The following is a 22,125-nucleotide window of genomic DNA, read 5'->3' as shown; positions in this document are numbered from 1 at the left end:
TCCTTAATGAGTCAGGATTGCCTGATTGGCCGGGGTCGTTGGCGCCGGCGCGGCAGTCGGAAGATAATGTTGTTCTGCGCTTAGCGCCCACTGCTGGTAGCGGCGGTAAAGCTGTTCGAAGCGTTGCGCCTGTTCAGGGCGGGGACGCAGAGTGCGTTCTACCGCGCTTGCCATGCTTTGCTGGGCGGCAGGAATATCGGCATGGACTTTCGCAGCGACGGCGGCAAAGATAGCGGCGCCTAATGCGCAACACTGGTCGGAAGCGACGATCTGCAACGGACGATTCAGTACGTCGCAGCAGACCTGCATAATGACCTGATTTTTACGGGCGATGCCGCCAAGCGCCATCACGTTATTGACCGCGATACCCTGATCGGTAAAACACTCCTGAATGGCGCGCGCGCCGAAGGCGGTCGAAGCGACCAGACCGCCAAACAGCGCTGGCGCGTCGGTGGCGAGATTGAGATCGGTAATGACGCCTTTCAGACGCTGATTAGCGTTTGGCGTGCGGCGACCGTTAAACCAGTCGAGCACCACCGGCAGGTGATCCAGGGACGGATTTTTCGCCCAGGCGTCGGTGAGCGTTGGCAGTAGCTGCTTCTGGCTTGCGTTAATCTGGGTTTTCAGTTCCGGGTGCTGCGCGGCAAGTTGCTCCAGCGGCCAGCTCAATACGCGGCTAAACCAGGCGTAGATATCGCCGAAAGCGGACTGGCCCGCTTCCAGACCGATAAAGTTCGGCACCACGCTGCCGTCAACCTGACCGCAAATGCCTTTCACGGCGCGATCCCCGACGCTCTGTTTATCCGCAATCAGAATGTCGCAGGTAGACGTGCCGATGACTTTTACCAGCGTATTGGGCTGTGCGCCCGCGCCGACCGCGCCCATGTGACAGTCGAACGCGCCGCCGGAAATCACCACGCTTTCCGGTAAGCCGAGGCGCTGCGCCCATTCGGCGCACAGGGTGCCCACGGGCAGATCGGCGGTGAAGGTTTCGCTAAATAACGGGTAGCGCAGATGACGGTTAATGCACGGATCGAGTTCATCAAAAAAGCTCGCGGGCGGCAGACCGCCCCAGCTTTCATGCCACAGCGTTTTGTGCCCGGCGCTGCAGCGGCCACGGCGGATATCTTGCGGGCGAGTGGTGCCGGAAAGCAGCGCCGGCACCCAGTCACACAGTTCAATCCACGAGACGGCGGCCTGCGCGACGGCGCTATCCTGGCGGGTGACGTGCAGAATCTTCGCCCAGAACCATTCGCTGGAGTAAATGCCGCCAATATAGCGGGAGTAGTCGACCTTGCCTGGCTTATGGCACAGACGAGTGATTTCGTCGGCCTCTTCCACGGCGGTGTGATCTTTCCACAGCACAAACATCGCATTCGGGTTCTCGGCGAACTCCGGACGCAGCGCCAGGACGTTACCGTCGGCGTCAATCGGCGCTGGCGTAGAACCGGTGCTGTCAACGCCAATGCCAACGATATTTGCGCGTTGCGCGGCGCTTAATTGTGCCAGAACGGCTTTCAGCGCGGCCTCCATTGACTCCATGTAGTCGCGCGGATGATGACGGAACTGGTTGTTCGGGCCGTCGCAATAACGGCCTTCTTGCCAGCGCGGATACCACTCTACGCTGGTGGCGATCTCGTCGCCGGTGGCGCAGTCCACTGCCAGAGCGCGCACTGAATCACTGCCAAAATCGAGGCCAATTGCAATTGCCATCGTCTTACTCCATCCAGAAAAACAGGTATGGAGAAACAGTAGAGAGTCGCGGCAAAAACCGTCAGGCAGGATCCGCTAATCTTATGGACAAAAATGCTAATGCTTTGCAAAGTGTGACGCTGTGCAAATATTCAATGTGGACATTCCAGCCATAGTTATAGACACTTCTGTTACTTAATTTTATCGCCTGAACTGTACGCTTTTGTTACAAAGCGCTTTTCACAAGCGGGGTTGATACGTGCTTTCATTAAGCGCAAGGTCTTGCGGAGACGTAAGCTCTGTCGTCCTGGTCAATATGGACAATTTGTTTCTTCTCTGAACATCGGGGGGTAGAGAAATCATGGCTGAAACGCAAAATGATCCGCTATTGCCGGGATATTCATTTAATGCCCATCTGGTCGCCGGACTGACGCCAATTGAAGCGAATGGATATCTGGATTTTTTTATCGATCGTCCGTTGGGCATGAAGGGATATATTCTTAACCTGACCATCCGCGGAGAGGGCGTCATTAATAATAATGGCGAGCAGTTTGTCTGTCGGCCTGGCGATATATTATTGTTTCCGCCGGGCGAGATTCATCACTATGGACGGCATCCGGACGCCAGCGAGTGGTATCACCAGTGGGTTTATTTCCGGCCTCGCGCCTACTGGCAGGAGTGGCTGACCTGGCCGACAATCTTTGCCCAGACAGGATTTTTCCGCCCGGACGAGGCGCGCCAGCCGCATTTCAGCGAACTGTTCGGGCAGATCATCAGCGCCGGGCAAGGGGAAGGCCGCTATTCTGAGCTACTGGCGATCAATCTGCTGGAGCAGCTGTTGCTCAGACGTATGGCGGTAATTAATGAGTCGTTGCATCCGCCGATGGATAGCCGTGTGCGCGATGCCTGCCAGTATATCAGCGACCATCTGGCGGACAGTCATTTTGATATCGCCAGCGTCGCCCAGCATGTCTGCCTGTCGCCCTCCCGGTTATCGCATCTGTTCCGCCAGCAGTTAGGCATTAGCGTATTGAGCTGGCGCGAAGATCAGCGTATCAGCCAGGCGAAACTCCTGCTTAGCACTACGCGAATGCCGATAGCGACCGTTGGGCGCAATGTTGGATTTGACGATCAGCTCTATTTTTCGCGGGTATTTAAAAAATGCACCGGGGCAAGTCCTAGCGAGTTCAGGGCCGGATGTGAATAAAAAGTGAATGATGTGTCCACAAAGATGTCATAAGCCGTAACTATTCGGATAATTGACGGCTTGACGAAGGGGGACGGGGTAAGCAGAATCCCTGCTTCATCACGCTGACGGACACACTATGCAAGCACTGCTGGAACACTTTATCACCCAATCCACTCTGTATTCGCTTATCGCCGTGTTGCTGGTCGCCTTCCTGGAATCGCTGGCGCTGGTGGGGTTGATTTTACCCGGCACGGTACTGATGGCGGGGCTGGGCGCGCTTATCGGCAGCGGCGAGCTCAATTTTTGGCATGCCTGGCTGGTGGGTATTATCGGCTGTCTGATGGGCGACTGGATTTCGTTCTGGCTGGGGTGGCGCTTTAAAAAGCCGCTACACCGCTGGTCTTTTATGAAAAAGAACAAGTCGCTGCTGGATAAAACCGAACACGCGCTGCATCAGCACAGTATGTTCACGATCCTGGTCGGACGTTTTGTCGGTCCGACGAGGCCGCTGGTGCCGATGGTGGCAGGGATGCTGGATCTTCCCGTGGCGAAATTTATTGGGCCGAACTTGATTGGCTGTTTGCTGTGGCCGCCGTTTTATTTCCTGCCGGGCATTCTGGCGGGAGCGGCAATCGATATTCCTTCCGATATGCAGAGCGGAGATTTCAAATGGCTGCTGCTGGCGACGGCGTTGCTGCTGTGGGTCGGAGGCTGGCTATGCTGGCGGCTGTGGCGCAGCGGCAAAGCGGCAGTCGATCGTTTAACCGCGTATTTCCCCCGCAGCCGTTTGCTGTATCTGGCGCCGTTGACGCTCGGGATCGGCGTGGTCGCGCTGGTGGTGCTGGTTCGCCACCCGCTGATGCCGGTATATATCGATATTCTGCGCAAAGTTGTGGGTTACTAACGATTCCTTTGCCGGATGGCAGCTTCGCCTTATCCGGCCTACAAAATATGGGATTTGATGCCCAATAGCGCTGAGGCGCTGGCCTGACCGCTTAGTAGCTCGTCTGTTTTGCCTTGCCACGCAATGCGTCCGTCGGCGACGACGATTGACCGGGGCGCAATTCGCGCCGCATCTTCCACGCTGTGCGAGACCATCAACAGCGTGAGCTGTCGCTCGCGGCAGATATCGCTGACCAACGTCAGCATCTCCTGGCGCAGCGCGGGATCGAGCGCGGAGAACGGTTCATCCAGCAGCAGTACCGGCTGTTCACGTACCAGGCAGCGCGCCAGCGCTACCCGCTGACGCTGGCCGCCGGACAGTTCGCCCGGTAAACGCGTCATCAGACTCTCAATGCCCATCTGATGTGCGATAGCGTCCCGTTTTTCCCGCTGGCTGGCGTTGAGCGTTAACCCAGGGTTTAGCCCCAGACCGATATTTTGCTGCACATTCAGGTGGCTGAATAAATTATTCTCCTGAAACAGCATTGAGACCGGACGGCGTGAGGGCGGCGTAAGCGTATGATCGTCGCCGGCAATCAGTAGCGTACCGCTGGCAGGCGCAAGAAAACCGGCAATTAAATTCAACAACGTGCTTTTCCCCGCGCCGCTGGGGCCAAGAATCGCCACCTGCTCGCCGCGTTCTACCGCCAGCGTAAAACGCATCGGCAAATGATGGTAAAGCCAGGTGATATCAATCAGTTTTAGCATGTCGGCCCGGTAGTTTCTCTATGAGGGTAAATAACGTAAAGCAGAGCAGCAGCAGTATCAGCGCGGTCACCGCGCCGTCCTGGCTGCGGTAGGAGCCGATCTGCTGATACAGATAAAACGGCAGCGTGCGGAAATTGTCATTGCCGAAAAGCGCGACGACGCCAAAATCACCGATAGAAAGTACGCAGGCAAACGCCAGCGCCTGCGCCAGCGGACGTTTCAGCGCCCGCAGTTCCACGACCTTTAACCGCGACCAGCCTTCAATTCCTAATGACTGGCACAGCATTCCATAACGGGCGGTAATATCGCGCATTGGGTTTTCCAGGACTTTTAGCGCGTAGGGGATTGCCATCAGCGCATTGGTGAAAATCACGATGCCGTCGGCGGATTCCGGTAAGCCAATGCTGTTATTGAGCAGTAAAAAGAAGCCTGTCGCCAGTACGATCCCCGGCATCGCGAGGATCAACATCCCGCTGAGTTCCAGCGTTTGTCCGGCGAATAGTTGCTGGCGTTGGCGTAGCTCGCGGCTACTCCACAGCAGCATCATGGTCAGCACCACACACAGAACGCCCGCCGCCAGCGCAATGCGTAGCGATGTCCAGACAGCCTGCCACAGAATGGGTTGCGCCAGCACCTCCGGCAGGCTGCGGTTGACGCCATCGACCACCACGGCGACCAGCGGCGGAAGCAGCAGCAGCAGCGCCAGCACGATTAATAAGGCGTCCGTCAGACGGCTGTGGAGACGATCGTCAGGATCGCGCCAGCCCTGCGTCAGCGTCATCCCCGGCGCAATCGCTTTGCTCAACCGTTGGCTTAGCAGTACCAGCGCCAGGCAGCAGACCATCTGGATTAATGCCAGCATCGCCGCGCGGGCGGGATCGTAGTCATAACTGAGCGCCTGAAAGATAGCCAGCTCGATAGTGGTGGCCTGCGGGCCGCCGCCGAGCGACAGAACCGTTGCGAAACTGGCGAAGCAGAGCATAAAAATCAGCGCCGCGACGGGCGGAATTTGGCGGCGCAGCCACGGCCATTCGACAAAACGGAAAAAATGCCAGCCGCGCATACCGAGCTGGGCGGCGAGCTGGCGCTGCTCGCCGGGAATGCTTTCCAAAGATTGCAGCAACAAACGGCTCGCCATTGGCAGGTTAAAAAAGACGTGCGCCAGTAAAATGCCCTGCAAGCCGTAGGGGGAGAATGTCCACTGAAGCCCCAGCATCTGCCACAGCGAGGCCAGCCAGCCCTGACGGCCATACACGCTAAGAATGCCGAACACGGCAACCAGTACCGGCAGAATCAGCGTCATGGCGCACAGACGCAGCAGCGCCAGACGTCCAGGAAAACGGCGTCGATAAAGCGCGCGGGCGAGAAAAACCGCCGGGACCACAGACAGCACTGCGGACAGAAACGCCTGCCAGAATGAGAAGCGCACCACATGCCACAGGTAGCTATCCCGCCAGATTGTCGACCACGCGCCCGACGGCGCGTTCAGCCAAAGCGCCAGAAAGGCCGCCAGCGAGACGGTTATCATCAGCGCGGCGGCGCACAGCCCCGGAATCAGCCAGCCGGGAATTAACGGCTGACGGCGCGTTGCCATTCGCTAATCCATGCCTGGCGTTGTGCTGCCACCTGTTGCGGCGTGAATTCCAGCGTTGTGGCGGGTTTGGCCAATGATTCAAACCCTGCTGGTAGGGAGACGTCCGCTACCGGGTACATCCAGTTGCCGGTGGGTATGGCGTTCTGAAACGCCGGAGAAACCATAAATTTGAGGAATTTCTCCGCCAGTTCCGGCTGCTTACTGGCGACGGTACGCGCCGCGACTTCTACCTGTAAGTAATGGCCTTCGCTGAAGTTCGCGGCGGCGTAATTGTCCTTCTTCTCTTCAATAATGTGATACGCCGGAGAGGTGGTGTAACTGAGCACCAAATCGCTTTCACCTTTCAGAAATAAACCGTAGGCCTCGCTCCAGCCTTTCGTCACCGTCACCGTTTTGGCCGCCAGTTTTTGCCAGGCCTGCGGCGCGTTATCGCCATAGACTTTGCGCATCCACAGTAACAGCCCCAGCCCTGGCGTACTGGTACGCGGGTCCTGATAAATTACCCGCCATTTTTGATCGCTCTCGACCAGTTCTTTCAGGCTTTTCGGCGGATTTTTCAGCTTGCTTTTATCGTAGACAAAGGCGAAATAGCCGTAATCGAACGGCACAAATGTGTCGTTTTTCCAGCCGCCGGGCACCTTGACCGCTTCATTCGCCACGCCGCTTTTGGCAAAAAGTTTAGTTTGCGTGGCCGCTTCCAGCAGATTATTGTCCAGCCCCAACACCACATCGGCTTTGCTGTTCTTCCCCTCCATCCGCAGGCGGTTGAGCAGTGAAACGCCATCCTCCAGCGCCACCAGTTTCAGCTCGCAGTTGCAATCGGCTTCAAACGCTTTTTTCACCACCGGGCCTGGCCCCCAGTCGGCGGCGAACGAGTCGTAGGTATAGACGGTGAGAACGGGTTTGGCGAAAGCAGGCGCCGCGCACAGGAGTAAAAGCGGAAGATATTTTTTTAACACTTTGCACCTCAGTTAAAGAGTGGCAAAGGACTTGAGAGGTAACCTCAAATCCCTTCGCCGGCATTATCCGGATCAGGTTCGACGGGTATTTTCTCAGCGCGCGCATGAGCGCGGCACCCCGTTGAGTTCGGCGTTAGTGTAGTGATTTTGTTGCCGGGCAGCAATCAAGAGCTGGCGTTAAGGATCTGGCGGCGCAAACCACGCCGATTTAAAATCAAACCAGCCGAGGGTATTCATGCGCAGCCCGCGCATACTGCGCTGTCCCTGGATAATCAGCCAGTGGTGGATCAGCGGCACAATCGCTTTGTTGGCCAGCAGTTGCTGGCACCAGTTCGCCAGGTTCATCTCGCCAGCGCGCCACTGCGCGGCGTCGTCCTGCCAGTCGCGCGGAATGCAGTTCTGCAAGAGCGGTACTTCGCACAGGTGCGCGAACAGCGAGAAATCCAGCGGCAGCGTAAAGTTAGCGCTATTGAGCCAGATATCGCTTTCGATCTCGCCGGCGTGCCATTGATCGTAGTCGATCTCCTGAATATGCAGATGCACCTGATGTTCAGCCAGAAGCGCGCTCATGATACGGGCGATAACCAGGTGCTCAATGTGTTCGCGATAGAAGGTCAGCGTGAGGGTTTCCAGCCCGGCGGGTTTTTCCCCCGGGCCTGGACGGGCGTGATGCCAGCGCGGTAAAAGCCCATAGGCCGGGAACCAGAGCTGCTGTAGCGGTTCATCGGCATGATAGAGTAAATTGGTGGGGGAGAGGACGTGGCTTACCCATTCTCTGACCTGCGGATGTGCGCCGCGCGGCGTTCTGGCGTCGAATAGTAGGTAATAGCACCCCTCTTCCAGTCGGCTTTCTATCGCTTTTTCACCGCCTTGTATCGGCCCTTCCAGCATCAAGCCGCAGGCCGGTTCTTCACTGATATCCGGCAGTACCCAGACGTTCACTTCGTCTATCAACGCCCGATAGCCGAAGTAATCATCAAAGGCGAGTATCTTGAGCTGGTTTGGCGTATTACGCCGCACGGCATAAGGCCCGGTGCCGATAGGGTGGCTGGCGAAATTAGCCAGCGTTTCCCACTCCCGCGGCAAAATCATCGCCGGGACCTGGCCCAGCAGCCACGGCAACCAGCGATCCGGCTGGGAAAGATGAATATCCAGCGTCCACGCGGTAGGGGAATCTATTTTTGTGATGTGCGAGTAAAGCGGAAGCGTATTGATACGCGTCAGCGAGGCGATGACATCTTCCATCTCCAGCTCGCGGCCATGATGAAAATGAATGCCGGGGCGCAGGTAGAAGCGCCACAGTAAAGGGGAAATTTGCTGCCAGTGGTGCGCAATGTCCGCTTCCAGTTCCCCGTTTTCCTCATTTACCCGCGTGAGCGAACTGAAAATTTGCCGGGCAATATGGGTTTCCGAGCGACGTAATGCGGTTCCCGGCAGGAGATTGTGCATCGGACGATAGTAAAGAACCCGCAGAATATGCCGCCCCTGGCGGAAGCTGCGTCCCAGATGGGAAATCAGCATTTGCCTGACAGCGCTTTTATCGCCGACCAGTTGTACCAGTTGATCGATTCGATCTTGTTCCAGCAGGTCTTCCGCCCGCTGCTGTTGCAGCGCCAGTCCGGTATACAGGAACGTCAGACGCGAACGCTTTCCGCGTCCAACCTCGGCCTCCCATGTTAGCCAACCGCGCGCCTGCATCGTATTTAGCAGCGTACGCATATGGCGACGCGAACAGTTCAGCAGATCCGCCAGCTCATTAAGCGTGGTGTCTTGCGTTTTACCGTCACAACATTGCCAGAGACGGATAAATTGTTGTTGCAGGCGACCTGAGGGCATAAAAGGGGAACTCCGATGAAAAACTCAGCAATTTTATTATCCCTATATTAGGCCAATAATATCTTTCGATGAAGCAAGAGGAAGAGGTCACTATGCGCCAGTTCTGGTTGAGATATTTTGCCGCGACGGAAAAAACGTCCTGGCTGGCTTGCCTGAGCGCGCCGCAGCGCTTAAAAATGCTCGCGGAACTGATGCAGTGGGAGGCGACCGATTGAAGCCAATTGCAGACATCATGTGTGACTGAGTATTGGTGTAGGCGATAGCCTAAAATCACCCGCCAGCAGATAATATCTGCTGGCTTTTTTTATTTCGGCTGTTTCTGGATGACGATGATGGGACGGCGTCTCAACGGGATTTATACGGCGGTTTCTGTGGTCACGCGGGGGTGAGCGGGCGAGTAAAAGACGTATAAAAAATGCCGGAGTATCCCCGGCATGAGCGACTGATGAGTAACCCGGAGCTTGATGGCGCTACGCTTATCAGGCCTACAGGATATAGTGGCAACCTGGTGATATTGCATAACCTGTAGGCCCGGTAAGGCGTGAAAGGTTACCGCATAAATGCCGGTTGTTTATTTTCGTAGGCGGCAATCGCGTCTTCGTGCTGTAGCGTCAGCCCGATGCTGTCCAGACCGTTCAACATGCAGTGGCGGCGGAAGTCGTCGATTTTAAAGCTGTAGGTCTTATCGCCTGCTTTCACCACCTGTGCTTCCAGATCCACTTCAAAATGAATCCCCGGATTGGCTTTCACCAGAGCAAACAGCTCATCGACCTGTGCGTCGCTCAGGGTTACCGGCAGCAGTTGGTTGTTAAAGCTGTTGCCGTAGAAAATGTCGGCGAAGCTTGGCGCGATCACCACTTTAAAGCCGTAATCGGTCAGCGCCCACGGCGCGTGTTCGCGCGACGAGCCGCAGCCAAAGTTTTCCCGCGCCAACAGTATCGACGCGCCTTGATATTCCGGAAAGTTCAACACGAATTCCGGATTTGGCTGTTGGCCCTTTTCGTCCAGGAAGCGCCAGTCGTTAAACAGATGGGCGCCAAAACCGGTGCGCGTAACCTTCTGCAAAAACTGTTTAGGGATAATTGCATCGGTATCGACGTTGGCGGCATCCAGTGGGACAACCAGGCCGGTATGCTGGGTAAATTTCTCTGCCATGGTAGTTTCCTTATTTGATGCTGCGAATGTCGGCGAAGTGGCCGGTAACGGCGGCAGCGGCGGCCATCGCCGGGCTGACTAAATGCGTGCGACCCCCGCGGCCCTGACGGCCTTCAAAGTTACGGTTGCTGGTGGAGGCGCAGCGCTCGCCCGGGTTCAGGCGGTCATTATTCATGGCCAGGCACATGGAACAGCCCGGTAAGCGCCATTCAAATCCTGCTTCGATAAAGATCTTGTCCAGACCTTCCGCTTCCGCCTGCGCTTTCACCGGACCTGAACCCGGCACCACCAGCGCCTGTACGCCCGGCGCGACTTTGCGCCCTTTGGCGACTTCCGCCGCCGCGCGCAAATCTTCAATGCGCGAATTGGTACAAGAGCCGATAAAGACTTTATCGATAGCAACGTCCGTTAACGGTACGCCCGGCTGTAAGCCCATATAAGCCAGCGCTTTTTCGGCGCTGGCGCGTTCAACCGGATCGCTAAAGGAGGCGGGATCGGGGATGATGTCGGTGACGGAAATCACCTGGCCCGGATTCGTGCCCCAGGTCACCTGCGGCGCGATCTCTTCTGCTCGCAGGGTGACGACAGTATCAAAGGTCGCGCCGTCATCGGTTTTCAGCGTTTTCCAGTACTCGACGGCTTCGTCAAAATCGCGGCCCTTCGGCGCGTGCAAACGCCCTTTTACGTAGTTAAAAGTGGTTTCATCCGGGGCGACCAGACCGGCTTTGGCGCCCATCTCAATCGCCATATTGCACAGCGTCATGCGGCCTTCCATACTCAGCGCGCGGATAGCGTCGCCGCAAAATTCAACCACGTGCCCGGTGCCGCCGGCGCTGCCGGTTTTACCGATGATCGCCAGCACGATGTCTTTGGCGGTAATGCCCGGTGCGGCGTTGCCCGTGACTTCAATCTTCATGGTTTTAGCGCGCCCCTGTTTCAGAGTTTGCGTCGCCAGTACATGTTCTACCTCAGAAGTGCCGATGCCGAAGGCCAGCGCGCCAAACGCGCCGTGGGTGGCGGTGTGGGAGTCGCCGCAGACGATGGTCATGCCCGGCAGGGTGACGCCCTGTTCCGGCCCCATCACATGGACGATGCCCTGATATGGGTGATTCAGGTCATACAGCTCGACGCCGAACTCGTTACAGTTCTTAATCAGCTCCTGCATCTGGATACGCGCCATTTCACCGGAGGCATTAATGTCTTTAGTCTGCGTCGAGACGTTGTGATCCATCGTGGCGAAGGTTTTCCCTGGCTGACGTACCGGACGATGGTGCGCGCGCAGACCGTCAAACGCCTGCGGAGAGGTGACTTCATGCACCAGGTGGCGGTCGATGTACAGCAGCGGCGTTTCGTTTGGCGCCTCAAAGACCACGTGGGCATCAAATAATTTTTCGTATAACGTTTTGGCCATGATTACACCCCTTCTGCGACATAGCGGGCGATAATATCGCCCATCTCATCGGTACTGACTGCGGCAGCGCCCCTGGCTAAATCGCCGGTGCGAACGCCCTCTTCTAATGCGCGATTGATCGCCTGTTCAATGGCTGTTGCCGCATCGTTGGCATCCAGGCTGTAGCGCAGCAGCAGCGCCAGCGACAGGATCTGCGCAATTGGGTTGGCGATATTTTTCCCGGCGATATCCGGCGCGGAGCCGCCAGCCGGTTCATACAGGCCAAACCCTTGCTCGTTCAGGCTGGCGGAGGGCAACATCCCCATTGAACCGGTGATCATGGCGCATTCGTCGGACAGAATGTCGCCGAACAGGTTAGAGCACAGCAGTACGTCAAACTGCGACGGGTCTTTAATCAACTGCATGGTGGCGTTATCGATATACATGTGCGCGAGTTCCACATCGGGATACGTTTTCGCGACATCATTGACGATTTCACGCCACAGGATAGAGCTTTGCAGTACGTTGGCTTTATCAATAGAGGTGACTCTACGGCGGCGTTTACGCGCCGATTCAAAGGCGATACGGGCAATGCGCTCGATCTCAAAGCGGTGATAAACTTCGGTATCAAAGGCTTTTTCGTACTGACCGCTGCCTTCGCGGCCTTTTGGCTGTCCGAAATAGATCCCGCCGGTCAGCTCGCGCACGCACAGGATATCGAAACCGTTAGCGGCGATATCGGCGCGCAACGGGCAAAATGCTTCCAGTCCCTGATACAGTTTCGCCGGACGCAGGTTACTGAATAACTTGAAATGTTTGCGCAGCGGCAGCAGGGCGCCGCGCTCCGGCTGGCTTTCCGGGGGCAAATTTTCCCATTTCGGGCCGCCGACGGAGCCAAACAGAATGGCATCCGCCTGCTCGCACCCTTCAACGGTGGCTTTCGGCAGTGGCTGACCATGATTGTCGATAGCAATACCGCCGACGTCATAGCGGCTGGTGGTGATACGCATATCAAAACGACTGCGTACCGCATCCATAACTTTCAGGGCTTGCGCCATGACTTCCGGGCCGATACCGTCGCCCGGCAGTACGGCAATATGATAGTTCTTCGACATTACACGGTTTCCTTGTTGTTCTCTTTATTTTGAGCTTTGCGTTGCAATTCTTTTTCAACTTCGGCGGCGCGCCAGATATTGTTCAGTACGTGCACCATCGCTTTGGCGGAGGATTCGACGATATCCGTCGCCAGCCCGACGCCGTGGAAGCGGCGACCATGATGGTTCACGACGATATCGACCTGACCCAGCGCGTCTTTGCCCTGGCCTTTGGCGTTCAGGTCGTATTTAACCAACTCAACGTCGTAACCGGTGATGCGGTTAATCGCCTGATAGATGGCGTCGACCGGGCCGTTGCCGTTCGCCGCTTCGGCCTTGATCTCTTCACCACAGGCCAGCTTCACGGAAGCGGTGGCGATATCGCTGGAGCCGGACTGCACGCTGAAGTAATCCAGACGGAAATGCTCTGGTTCTTCTTGCTGTTTATTAATAAACGCCAGCGCTTCCAGGTCATAGTCGAACACCTGGCCTTTTTTGTCCGCCAGCTTCAGGAACGCGTCGTACAGGTGGTCCATGTTGTAGTCTGTGTCCTTGTAACCCATCTCTTCCATGCGATGCTTCACGGCGGCACGGCCAGAGCGGGAGGTCAGGTTCAGCTGTATCTGATTCAGACCGATGGACTCTGGCGTCATGATTTCATAGTTTTCGCGGTTCTTGAGGACGCCATCCTGGTGGATGCCGGAAGAGTGGGCGAAAGCGCCGCTGCCGACAATCGCTTTGTTGGCCGGGATCGGCATGTTACAGATCTGGCTGACGGTCTGGCTGGTGCGCCAGATTTCGTGGTGATTGATGTTGGTGTGTACGTTCATGATGTCTTTGCGCACTTTAATCGCCATGATCACTTCTTCCAGTGCGCAGTTACCGGCACGTTCTCCGATACCGTTCATCGCGCCTTCAACCTGACGCGCGCCCGCATGTACTGCCGCCAGCGAGTTGCCTACTGCTATCCCTAAATCGTCGTGGGTATGAACGGAGATGATAGCTTTGTCGATATTGGGGACACGTTCATACAGGCCGGAAATGATTCCCGCAAACTCAAACGGCATGGTATAACCCACGGTATCGGGAATATTAATGGTTCTCGCGCCGGCGTTTATAGCGGCTTCCACCACGCGCGCCAGATCGTCAACAGGCGTCCGGCCAGCATCTTCGCAGGAGAACTCTACGTCATCAGTGTAATTACGCGCCCGCTTAACCATGTATACCGCGCGTTCGATGACCTCATCCAGCGTGCTGCGCAGCTTGGTGGCGATGTGCATTGGCGAGGTGGCGATAAAAGTATGGATGCGAAACGCGTCGGCGACCTTCAGCGCCTGTGCCGCGACGTCGATGTCTTTTTCTACACAACGCGCCAGGGCGCAAACGCGGCTGTTTTTAATGGTGCGGGCGATGGTTTGGACGGATTCAAAATCACCCGGAGAAGAGACCGGGAAGCCCACTTCCATGACATCAACACCCATGCGCTCAAGGGCCAGGGCAATCTGCAGCTTCTCTTTCGCGCTCAGGCTGGCCTGTAACGCTTGTTCGCCGTCGCGTAAGGTCGTATCAAAAATAATGACTTGCTGGCTCATGATGTGGTCCTTGTCTCCAGGGGCGCCTTGCGTCAGGCATAAAAAAACCCGCGCAACGGCGCGGGTTTTGTTTGACTTCGAGCTGACTTAATGTTGAATGCCGCCCACCGGTCTACCGCGCACAATAAATGCGTTGAGTAGTAGTAGCCCAGTGAAACGAACGATATGTGACATTAATTCAGCTCCAGCGAATGCGTTATGCTTTTAGTGGTACTGGATATGCCGTTTAATGTCAACTCTATTTTCTGTCGCCATTGCATTTTGTTGACGATATCCGGATACGTACTTTAGCTAATTGTGCTGGGCTGCGCGTCCAATAAAGGATAAAAGAACGAGTGGACATTCATACTTTTCATTGTTTGAAATATTTAGGCATTTTTGTTTGCAAATTGGTTAGGGGAATGGACTGTTAAAGGTATGCTAAAGGTTTGGTTTATCTTTTTGATTTGTTTTATATTTTAACAAATAACCTTGTTTACTTAATGGATAAGGATAAAGTTATTGATAAATTAATGTTAACTTTTTAGCTATTAATAATATAAACATTTAATTGAAACTTAAATGATCATTCACTTGGTGTATGATTGTGTATTCGCCATAGTTATGGTTATATTGCTTGCGTAATTTAAACATTATGAATCGCAATGGTGTGACTCAGGACACATTACGCTTGCGCTGGCATTCTATTTGTCTCTGTCAGCGTCTTTATGTTTTCCGAATTTTAACGCTTTCCCTTTTTCTTATTTTATATGCATGGTAAATCATATTTTCAGGAATTATTTCTGCCTTCAGCCAGAAAAAGGGAGTTAAGCGTGACAGTGGAGTTAAATATGCCAGAGGTCAAAACCGAAAAGCCGCATCTTTTAGATATGGGCAAACCACAGCTTCGCATGGTTGATTTGAACCTATTGACCGTGTTCGATGCGGTAATGCAAGAGCAGAATATTACGCGCGCCGCCCACACGCTGGGAATGTCGCAGCCTGCGGTCAGTAACGCCGTAGCGCGTCTGAAGGTTATGTTTAATGACGAACTTTTTGTTCGATATGGACGAGGAATTCAGCCGACTGCCCGTGCATTTCAGTTATTTGGTTCAGTCCGTCAGGCGTTACAATTGGTGCAAAATGAATTGCCGGGATCGGGGTTTGAGCCGACCAGCAGCGAACGTGTATTCAATCTTTGCGTGTGCAGTCCGCTGGATAATATCCTGACGTCACAGATTTATAATCGTGTAGAAAAAATTGCGCCAAATATTCATGTCGTTTTTAAAGCGTCGTTGAATCAGAATACTGAGCATCAGTTACGCTATCAGGAAACCGAGTTCGTTATTAGTTATGAAGAATTCCGTCGTCCTGAGTTTACCAGCGTACCGCTATTTAAAGATGAAATGGTTTTAGTCGCCAGCCGAAAACACCCGCGTATTAGCGGCCCGCTACTGGAAGGCGATGTTTATAATGAACAACATGCGGTTGTTTCTCTCGATCGTTATGCGTCATTTAGTCAGCCGTGGTATGACACGCCGGATAAACAGTCGAGCGTGGCTTATCAGGGCATGGCGCTTATCAGCGTTCTGAACGTGGTTTCGCAGACGCATTTGGTCGCTATTGCCCCGCGCTGGCTGGCGGAAGAGTTTGCGGAGTCGCTGGATCTGCAAATATTGCCGTTGCCTTTAAAACTGAATAGCCGGACATGCTACCTTTCCTGGCATGAAGCGGCTGGGCGTGATAAAGGGCACCAATGGATGGAAGATTTATTAGTTTCTGTTTGTAAGCGATAAAACCGGGCAGAATAAATCAGAAACAAATTCTGGTTTATTCTGCTTTTTAGCGTATATCAAAAATTTTATGCTGAATTAACGGTGAGCGATTCTTTTCGTCGTTGTGAAAAATAGATGAATTGCTGTAAGTCTGCATTTATAAGCGATTATTTATTACCTGGTGTGATTCAGACGGAGTATTTCTCCATTTCTTCTCTTCTTGCCTCCTGATTATTCTAACCTTTCCCATCTTTACGTCATTCCACCCAATTGCCAGGCGTGATAGCGAGCGGTTAAGGTGTCCGTCAAACCGTGATGACAGGTATAAAGTGGAGGCAAGCCGTGGAGATGTTGTCTGGAGCCGAGATGGTCGTCCGATCGCTTATCGATCAAGGCGTAAAGCAGGTGTTCGGCTATCCTGGAGGCGCAGTGCTTGATATTTATGATGCGCTACATACCGTTGGAGGGATCGATCATGTGCTGGTGCGTCATGAGCAGGCCGCGGTGCATATGGCGGATGGCCTGGCGCGAGCCACTGGCGACGTTGGCGTGGTGCTGGTGACTTCCGGACCGGGAGCGACCAATGCGATTACCGGGATTGCTACGGCCTATATGGATTCCATTCCGCTGGTGATTCTTTCCGGCCAGGTCGCCACCTCATTGATTGGCTATGATGCCTTTCAGGAGTGCGACATGGTGGGGATTTCCCGACCAGTGGTCAAACATAGCTTCCTGGTCAAACAGACGGAAGATATTCCCCAGGTGCTTAAAAAGGCCTTCTGGCTGGCGGCAAGCGGACGTCCTGGGCCGGTGGTCGTGGATCTGCCGAAAGATATTTTGAATCCGGCGAAAAAAATGCCGTATGTCTGGCCGGAAACGGTCAGTATGCGCTCTTACAATCCCACAACATCAGGACATAAAGGACAAATTAAGCGTGCCTTGCAAACGCTGGCGTCGGCAAAAAAACCGGTGGTCTATGTTGGGGGAGGGGCGATAAGCGCGGCCTGCTATGCGCCGCTGCGCCACATCATTGAAACCTTTAACCTGCCGGTGGTCTCTTCATTAATGGGACTGGGCGCGTTTCCTGCTACTCATCGCCAGTCGTTAGGAATGCTGGGAATGCATGGCACTTATGAAGCCAATATGACCATGCATAACGCCGACGTGATTTTCGCTGTTGGCGTACGATTTGACGACCGCACGACGAATAATCTCGCTAAATATTGTCCGAACGCGACGGTATTACACATCGACATTGACCCGACGTCCATATCCAAAACGGTTAACGCTGATATCCCGGTGGTAGGCGATGCCCGCCTGGTACTGGAACAAATGCTGGAGCTACTGGCGCAGGATGCGCCGTCTCAGCCGCAGGATGATATTCGCGACTGGTGGCAGCAGATAGAGAGCTGGCGCGCCCGTCAGTGCCTGAAATATGACGCGGAAAGCGAAAGCATTAAACCCCAGGCGGTGATTGAAACCCTCTGGCGTCTGACGAAGGGCGACGCGTACGTGACGTCCGATGTAGGACAACATCAGATGTTTGCCGCTCTCTATTACCCGTTCGATAAACCACGTCGCTGGATTAATTCCGGCGGGCTCGGCACGATGGGTTTTGGCCTACCGGCTGCGCTGGGCGTTAAAATGGCCCTGCCGAAAGAAATGGTGGTCTGCGTGACCGGCGATGGCAGTATACAGATGAACATTCAGGAGCTGTCGACAGCCTTACAGTATGAACTGCCGGTACTGGTTCTGAACCTGAACAACCGTTATCTGGGGATGGTGAAACAGTGGCAGGATATGATCTATTCCGGTCGCCATTCTCAGTCTTATATGCAGTCGTTACCGGATTTTGTGCGCCTGGCGGAAGCATATGGCCATGTCGGGCTGCAGATTAACCGTCCGGATGAGCTGGAAAGTAAACTCAGCGAAGCCCTTGAGCATGTGCGTAATAACCGACTGGTGTTCGTCGATGTCACCGTTGATGGCAGCGAGCATGTCTATCCGATGCAGATTCGCGGGGGCGGGATGGACGAAATGTGGTTAAGCAAAACGGAGAGGACCTGATGATGCGCCGGATTTTATCGGTATTACTGGAAAACGAATCTGGGGCGTTATCGCGGGTTATCGGCCTCTTTTCGCAACGCGGATATAATATTGAAAGCCTGACCGTCGCGCCGACAGACGATCCGACGTTGTCGCGCATGACTATCCAGACGGTAGGCGATGAAAAAGTGCTTGAGCAAATTGAAAAGCAACTGCACAAGCTGGTTGATGTGCTGCGCGTCAGCGAGCTGGGACAGGGAGCGCACGTTGAGCGGGAAATCATGCTGGTGAAAATCCAGGCCAGCGGCTACGGACGGGAAGAGGTGAAGCGTAATACGGAAATTTTCCGTGGTCAGATTATTGACGTTACGCCAACGCTGTATACCGTTCAACTGGCGGGCACCAGCGATAAACTGGATGCTTTTCTGGCCTCGCTGCGCGACGTGGCGAAAATTGTTGAAGTGGCGCGTTCAGGCGTCGTCGGGCTTTCGCGCGGCGATAAGATTATGCGCTGAGCAGGTTTGCCGGATGACGACGCGGTTGCGTTTTATCCGGCCTGCAGGCTGATATCTGGCCCAGGTCCGATAAGCGTAGCGCCATCAGGCAGGTTTGCCGGATATCAGCCAACAGGAATTATCGCCCAACCCAATATCACCGGTTGGGCTTTTTTTTGCGAAATCCGTGGTAACCCGGAATAAAAGCGGTTGCCGGAGTGATCAAACTGCGCTTAGATGTTAACGATTTTAACCCATGCCGACATAAAGGTTATGGTTTGTACAATTTACACAAGGGGCAATTGTGAAACTGGATGAAATCGCTCGGCTGGCCGGTGTCTCGCGCACAACTGCAAGCTACGTTATAAACGGTAAAGCAAAGCAATACCGCGTGAGCGACAAAACCGTAGAAAAAGTCATGGCGGTAGTGCGTGAGCACAATTACCATCCTAACGCTGTGGCTGCCGGGCTGCGTGCTGGACGCACACGTTCCATTGGTCTGGTGATCCCGGACCTTGAAAACACGAGCTACACCCGTATCGCAAACTATCTTGAGCGCCAGGCACGCCAGCGTGGCTACCAACTGCTGATCGCCTGTTCTGAAGATCAGCCGGATAACGAAATGCGCTGCATTGAGCACCTTTTGCAACGCCAGGTGGATGCAATCATTGTTTCAACTTCGTTACCGCCGGAGCATCCCTTCTATCAGCGCTGGGCCAACGATCCGTTCCCCATCGTCGCGCTCGACCGCGCGCTGGATCGCGAACATTTCACCAGCGTGGTCGGCGCCGATCAGGATGATGCCGAGATGTTGGCGGAAGAGCTGCGTAAATTCCCGGCGGAAACGGTGCTTTATTTGGGCGCGCTGCCGGAGTTGTCCGTCAGTTTCCTGCGCGAGCAGGGGTTCCGCACCGCATGGAAAGACGATCCGCGGGAGGTGAATTTCTTATATGCCAACAGCTATGAGCGCGAAGCCGCCGCGCAGCTGTTTGAGAAATGGCTGGAAACGCATCCTATGCCGCAGGCGCTCTTTACGACATCATTCGCGCTATTACAGGGCGTGATGGACGTTACGCTGCGGCGCGATGGAAAACTGCCTTCGGATTTGGCGATTGCGACCTTCGGCGATCATGAGCTGCTGGATTTTCTGCAATGCCCGGTACTGGCGGTGGCGCAGCGTCATCGTGATGTCGCGGAACGCGTGCTGGAGATTGTGCTGGCAAGTCTTGATGAACCGCGTAAACCGAAACCTGGCTTAACGCGTATTCGGCGAAACCTGTATCGTCGCGGCATTCTGAGCCGTAGCTAAAGGACCGGCGGTAAAAGACTCTCTCTTCTGCCGCCGTCAAACAAATGCGTATCAGTAAAAATATCCCTTAAATAATTAAGATTATTCCTTAAAATTATCCGAAAATTCTTTTTTATTACCTTTCTTTTGTCCGAAATCGTCCATATTCCACTAATTAAGACGTAACGAGTCTTTTCCTTTGTCTTGTTTTGTTACAAGCAGGCAAGAAATCGTCGAATTAACAGCCACTTTTTGTCTTTGGCGCGACAGTCGCTCGTAGGCGCTGGTATAGCAGGCGCTGCACACGTTAAACAGGCACTGTTAACACGGTGCAATATGTCCTAAAATGCCGCTCGCGTCGCAAACTGACACTTTATATTTTTCTCGGATTATATTGAGTCCGTTTTAAACGGCGGTGGGTCTTTGGTTTTTTTCTTACAAATATTCATAACGTTAATTTGGCTTGCGCGCTGGACGGAAATTAATCAACGCAGATATTCGCCGTAAACATTGGCTTTTTTACTTCGGTAAGCGTTGTGACTTGCTTGACAAGCTTTTCCTCCGCTCCGTAAACTCCTTCGAGTGGGAATTTGTGGGATAAAGTGGTAAGAAGGGGTGAGACTGGCATGTTCCGGGGGGCAACGTTAGTCAATCTCGACAGTAAAGGGCGCCTGACCGTGCCGACCCGTTATCGGGAGCAACTGATCGAGAGCGCTACCGGTCAAATGGTATGTACCATTGACATCCATCACCCATGCCTGCTGCTTTACCCCCTGCCTGAATGGGAAATTATTGAGCAAAAGTTATCTCGTCTGTCGAGCATGAACCCGGTAGAACGTCGCGTACAGCGTTTACTGTTGGGCCATGCCAGCGAATGTCAGATGGATGGTGCAGGTCGATTACTGATCGCGCCAGTTCTGCGGCAACATGCCGGACTGACGAAAGAAGTGATGCTGGTTGGACAGTTCAACAAATTTGAGCTGTGGGATGAAACGACCTGGTATCAACAGGTCAAGGAAGATATCGACGCTGAACAGTCAGCTACCGAAACGTTATCGGAGCGGCTGCAGGACTTGTCTCTATAAGATGATGGAAAATTTTAAACACACTACGGTACTGTTGGATGAAGCCGTTAATGGGCTGAATATTCGTCCGGATGGTATCTATATTGATGGCACATTTGGTCGCGGCGGCCACTCGCGCCTGATCCTCTCGCAACTGGGCGAAGAGGGGCGCTTGCTGGCGATCGATCGCGATCCGCAGGCGATCGCCGTTGCGCAGGCCATCAATGATCCTCGCTTCTCCATCATTCATGGACCTTTTTCCGCGCTGGCTGATTATGTAGCCGAGCGCGAGCTTACCGGCAAGATTGACGGGATCCTTCTCGATCTTGGCGTCTCTTCTCCGCAGCTTGACGATGCGGAGCGCGGTTTTTCATTCATGCGCGACGGTCCGTTGGATATGCGAATGGACCCGACGCGCGGCCAGTCTGCCGCCGAGTGGTTACAAACGGCGGAGGAGGCGGATATCGCCTGGGTGCTGAAAACATTCGGCGAGGAGCGTTTTGCCAAACGTATTGCTCGCGCCATTGTTGAGCGCAATCGCGAACAGCCGATGACCCGCACCAAAGAGCTGGCGGAAGTGGTTGCGGCGGCGACCCCGGTAAAAGACAAATTCAAACATCCCGCGACCCGTACCTTCCAGGCGGTGCGCATCTGGGTAAACAGTGAACTGGAGGAGATAGAGCAGGCGCTAAAAAGCTCGCTCAGCGTACTGGCCCCAGGCGGGCGGCTTTCAATCATCAGTTTCCACTCGCTGGAAGACCGTATTGTGAAACGCTTTATGCGTGAGCAAAGCCGCGGTCCGCAGGTACCGGCTGGATTACCGATGACGGAAGCGCAGCTCAAAAAACTGGGCGGTCGTGAGTTACGAGCGTTAGGCAAGTTGATGCCGGGTGAAAAAGAGGTAGCTGAAAATCCTCGGGCCCGTAGTTCAGTTCTGCGTATCGCAGAGAGGACGAACGCATGATCAGCAGAGTGACAGAAGCCCTAAGCAAAGTTAAGGGATCGATAGGAAGCAACGAGCGCCATGCCTTGCCTGGCGTGATCGGTGACGATCTTTTGCGGTTCGGGAAGCTGCCACTCTGCTTGTTCATTTGCATCATTTTAACGGCGGTGACGGTGGTCACGACGGCGCACCATACTCGTTTACTCACCGCGCAGCGTGAACAACTGGTTCTGGAGCGCGATGCATTGGACATTGAATGGCGCAACCTGATCCTTGAAGAAAATGCGCTCGGCGATCACAGCCGGGTAGAGCGGATCGCAACGGAAAAGCTGCAAATGCAGCATGTTGATCCGTCCCAAGAAAATATCGTAGTGCAAAAATAAGG

General features: G+C 54.3%; 20 protein-coding genes and 1 riboswitch. Of the genes, 10 read left to right on the top strand and 10 right to left on the bottom strand.

Annotated features, from left to right (window positions below; all coding sequences use genetic code 11):
* Window positions 1-3 precede the first annotated feature (3 nt).
* A complete protein-coding gene (araB, locus tag ABVM99_RS18600) occupies window positions 4-1,713 on the bottom strand; it encodes a ribulokinase (protein WP_023195789.1) in 1,710 nt (569 codons plus the stop codon).
* Between the two features lie 340 nt (window positions 1,714-2,053).
* On the opposite strand from araB, the gene araC reads away from it, so the two are divergent.
* Both araC and ABVM99_RS18590 read left to right on the top strand, forming a co-directional pair.
* Entirely contained in the window at window positions 2,054-2,899 is an 846-nt protein-coding gene (araC, locus tag ABVM99_RS18595) for an arabinose operon transcriptional regulator AraC (RefSeq protein ID WP_000852387.1), read from the top strand.
* A gap of 118 nt (window positions 2,900-3,017) precedes the next feature.
* On the top strand, window positions 3,018-3,785 hold the full coding sequence (locus ABVM99_RS18590; protein ID WP_001148369.1) for a DedA family protein: 768 nt from the start codon (window positions 3,018-3,020) through the stop codon (window positions 3,783-3,785).
* A 38-nt stretch (window positions 3,786-3,823) separates the two neighbouring features.
* Here the strand turns inward: ABVM99_RS18590 and thiQ are convergent, their stop codons facing one another.
* The 4 genes from thiQ to sgrR all read right to left on the bottom strand — a co-directional run bounded on the left by thiQ (window position 3,824) and on the right by sgrR (window position 8,920).
* Window positions 3,824-4,531: a thiamine ABC transporter ATP-binding protein ThiQ gene (thiQ, locus tag ABVM99_RS18585; RefSeq protein WP_000915965.1), complete on the bottom strand. Its 708-nt coding sequence runs from the start codon at window positions 4,529-4,531 to the stop codon at window positions 3,824-3,826.
* Complete coding sequence (gene thiP, locus ABVM99_RS18580) at window positions 4,515-6,125, bottom strand: thiamine/thiamine pyrophosphate ABC transporter permease ThiP (protein WP_001647644.1); 1,611 nt, start codon at window positions 6,123-6,125, stop codon at window positions 4,515-4,517. The genes thiQ and thiP overlap by 17 nt, the downstream gene beginning before the upstream one ends.
* Complete coding sequence (thiB, locus tag ABVM99_RS18575; protein WP_023195788.1) at window positions 6,101-7,084, bottom strand: thiamine ABC transporter substrate binding subunit; 984 nt, start codon at window positions 7,082-7,084, stop codon at window positions 6,101-6,103. The genes thiP and thiB overlap by 25 nt, the downstream gene beginning before the upstream one ends.
* A 31-nt stretch (window positions 7,085-7,115) precedes the next feature.
* Window positions 7,116-7,215, bottom strand: a riboswitch (TPP riboswitch).
* 46 nt (window positions 7,216-7,261) lie between these two features.
* A complete protein-coding gene (gene sgrR / locus ABVM99_RS18570) occupies window positions 7,262-8,920 on the bottom strand; it encodes an HTH-type transcriptional regulator SgrR (protein ID WP_023195787.1) in 1,659 nt (552 codons plus the stop codon).
* A gap of 92 nt (window positions 8,921-9,012) precedes the next feature.
* Here sgrR and sgrT point away from each other — a divergent pair, with 92 nt between their 5' ends.
* The gene (gene sgrT, locus ABVM99_RS18565) at window positions 9,013-9,135 is read left to right on the top strand and encodes a glucose uptake inhibitor SgrT (protein WP_001248755.1); all 123 of its coding nucleotides are present in this window, start codon (window positions 9,013-9,015) and stop codon (window positions 9,133-9,135) included.
* Window positions 9,136-9,469: 334 nt separating this feature from the next.
* Here the strand turns inward: sgrT and leuD are convergent, their stop codons facing one another.
* From leuD to leuL, 5 genes are all read right to left on the bottom strand, one after another.
* Window positions 9,470-10,075 (bottom strand): 3-isopropylmalate dehydratase small subunit, encoded by a 606-nt coding sequence (leuD, locus tag ABVM99_RS18560; protein WP_000818264.1) that lies wholly within the window; start codon window positions 10,073-10,075, stop codon window positions 9,470-9,472.
* A 10-nt stretch (window positions 10,076-10,085) separates the two neighbouring features.
* Window positions 10,086-11,486 (bottom strand): 3-isopropylmalate dehydratase large subunit, encoded by a 1,401-nt coding sequence (leuC, locus tag ABVM99_RS18555; RefSeq protein WP_001140632.1) that lies wholly within the window; start codon window positions 11,484-11,486, stop codon window positions 10,086-10,088.
* 2 nt (window positions 11,487-11,488) lie between these two features.
* On the bottom strand, window positions 11,489-12,580 hold the full coding sequence (gene leuB, locus ABVM99_RS18550) for a 3-isopropylmalate dehydrogenase (protein ID WP_023195786.1): 1,092 nt from the start codon (window positions 12,578-12,580) through the stop codon (window positions 11,489-11,491).
* Window positions 12,580-14,151, bottom strand: coding sequence for a 2-isopropylmalate synthase (leuA, locus tag ABVM99_RS18545; protein WP_000082819.1), 1,572 nt, complete (start codon window positions 14,149-14,151; stop codon window positions 12,580-12,582). Before leuA ends, leuB begins: the two co-directional genes overlap by 1 nt.
* A gap of 87 nt (window positions 14,152-14,238) precedes the next feature.
* On the bottom strand, window positions 14,239-14,325 hold the full coding sequence (leuL, locus tag ABVM99_RS18540) for a leu operon leader peptide (RefSeq protein WP_001575587.1): 87 nt from the start codon (window positions 14,323-14,325) through the stop codon (window positions 14,239-14,241).
* A 656-nt stretch (window positions 14,326-14,981) separates the two neighbouring features.
* Here leuL and leuO point away from each other — a divergent pair.
* The 7 genes from leuO to ftsL all read left to right on the top strand — a co-directional run bounded on the left by leuO (window position 14,982) and on the right by ftsL (window position 22,123).
* Entirely contained in the window at window positions 14,982-15,926 is a 945-nt protein-coding gene (leuO, locus tag ABVM99_RS18535; RefSeq protein ID WP_001115420.1) for a transcriptional regulator LeuO, read from the top strand.
* Window positions 15,927-16,247: 321 nt separating this feature from the next.
* Entirely contained in the window at window positions 16,248-17,972 is a 1,725-nt protein-coding gene (ilvI, locus tag ABVM99_RS18530; RefSeq protein ID WP_000425619.1) for an acetolactate synthase 3 large subunit, read from the top strand.
* Window positions 17,973-17,974: 2 nt separating this feature from the next.
* The gene (ilvN, locus tag ABVM99_RS18525) at window positions 17,975-18,466 is read left to right on the top strand and encodes an acetolactate synthase small subunit (RefSeq protein ID WP_001563086.1); all 492 of its coding nucleotides are present in this window, start codon (window positions 17,975-17,977) and stop codon (window positions 18,464-18,466) included.
* 283 nt (window positions 18,467-18,749) lie between these two features.
* Window positions 18,750-19,754, top strand: coding sequence for a catabolite repressor/activator (gene cra / locus ABVM99_RS18520; protein WP_000762406.1), 1,005 nt, complete (start codon window positions 18,750-18,752; stop codon window positions 19,752-19,754).
* A 605-nt stretch (window positions 19,755-20,359) separates the two neighbouring features.
* On the top strand, window positions 20,360-20,818 hold the full coding sequence (gene mraZ / locus ABVM99_RS18515; protein WP_000488294.1) for a division/cell wall cluster transcriptional repressor MraZ: 459 nt from the start codon (window positions 20,360-20,362) through the stop codon (window positions 20,816-20,818).
* 1 nt (window position 20,819) lies between these two features.
* Window positions 20,820-21,761, top strand: a complete 942-nt coding sequence (rsmH, locus tag ABVM99_RS18510; RefSeq protein ID WP_000970433.1) for a 16S rRNA (cytosine(1402)-N(4))-methyltransferase RsmH — start codon at window positions 20,820-20,822, stop codon at window positions 21,759-21,761.
* Window positions 21,758-22,123: a cell division protein FtsL gene (ftsL, locus tag ABVM99_RS18505; protein ID WP_000625651.1), complete on the top strand. Its 366-nt coding sequence runs from the start codon at window positions 21,758-21,760 to the stop codon at window positions 22,121-22,123. Before rsmH ends, ftsL begins: the two co-directional genes overlap by 4 nt.
* Window positions 22,124-22,125: the final 2 nt, after the last annotated feature.

Origin of the sequence: Salmonella sp. SJTUF15591 (assembly GCF_043356435.1) — a bacterium.
Lineage (GTDB): Bacteria > Pseudomonadota > Gammaproteobacteria > Enterobacterales > Enterobacteriaceae > Salmonella > Salmonella enterica.
This window is presented reverse-complemented; position numbering and strand designations above follow the sequence as displayed.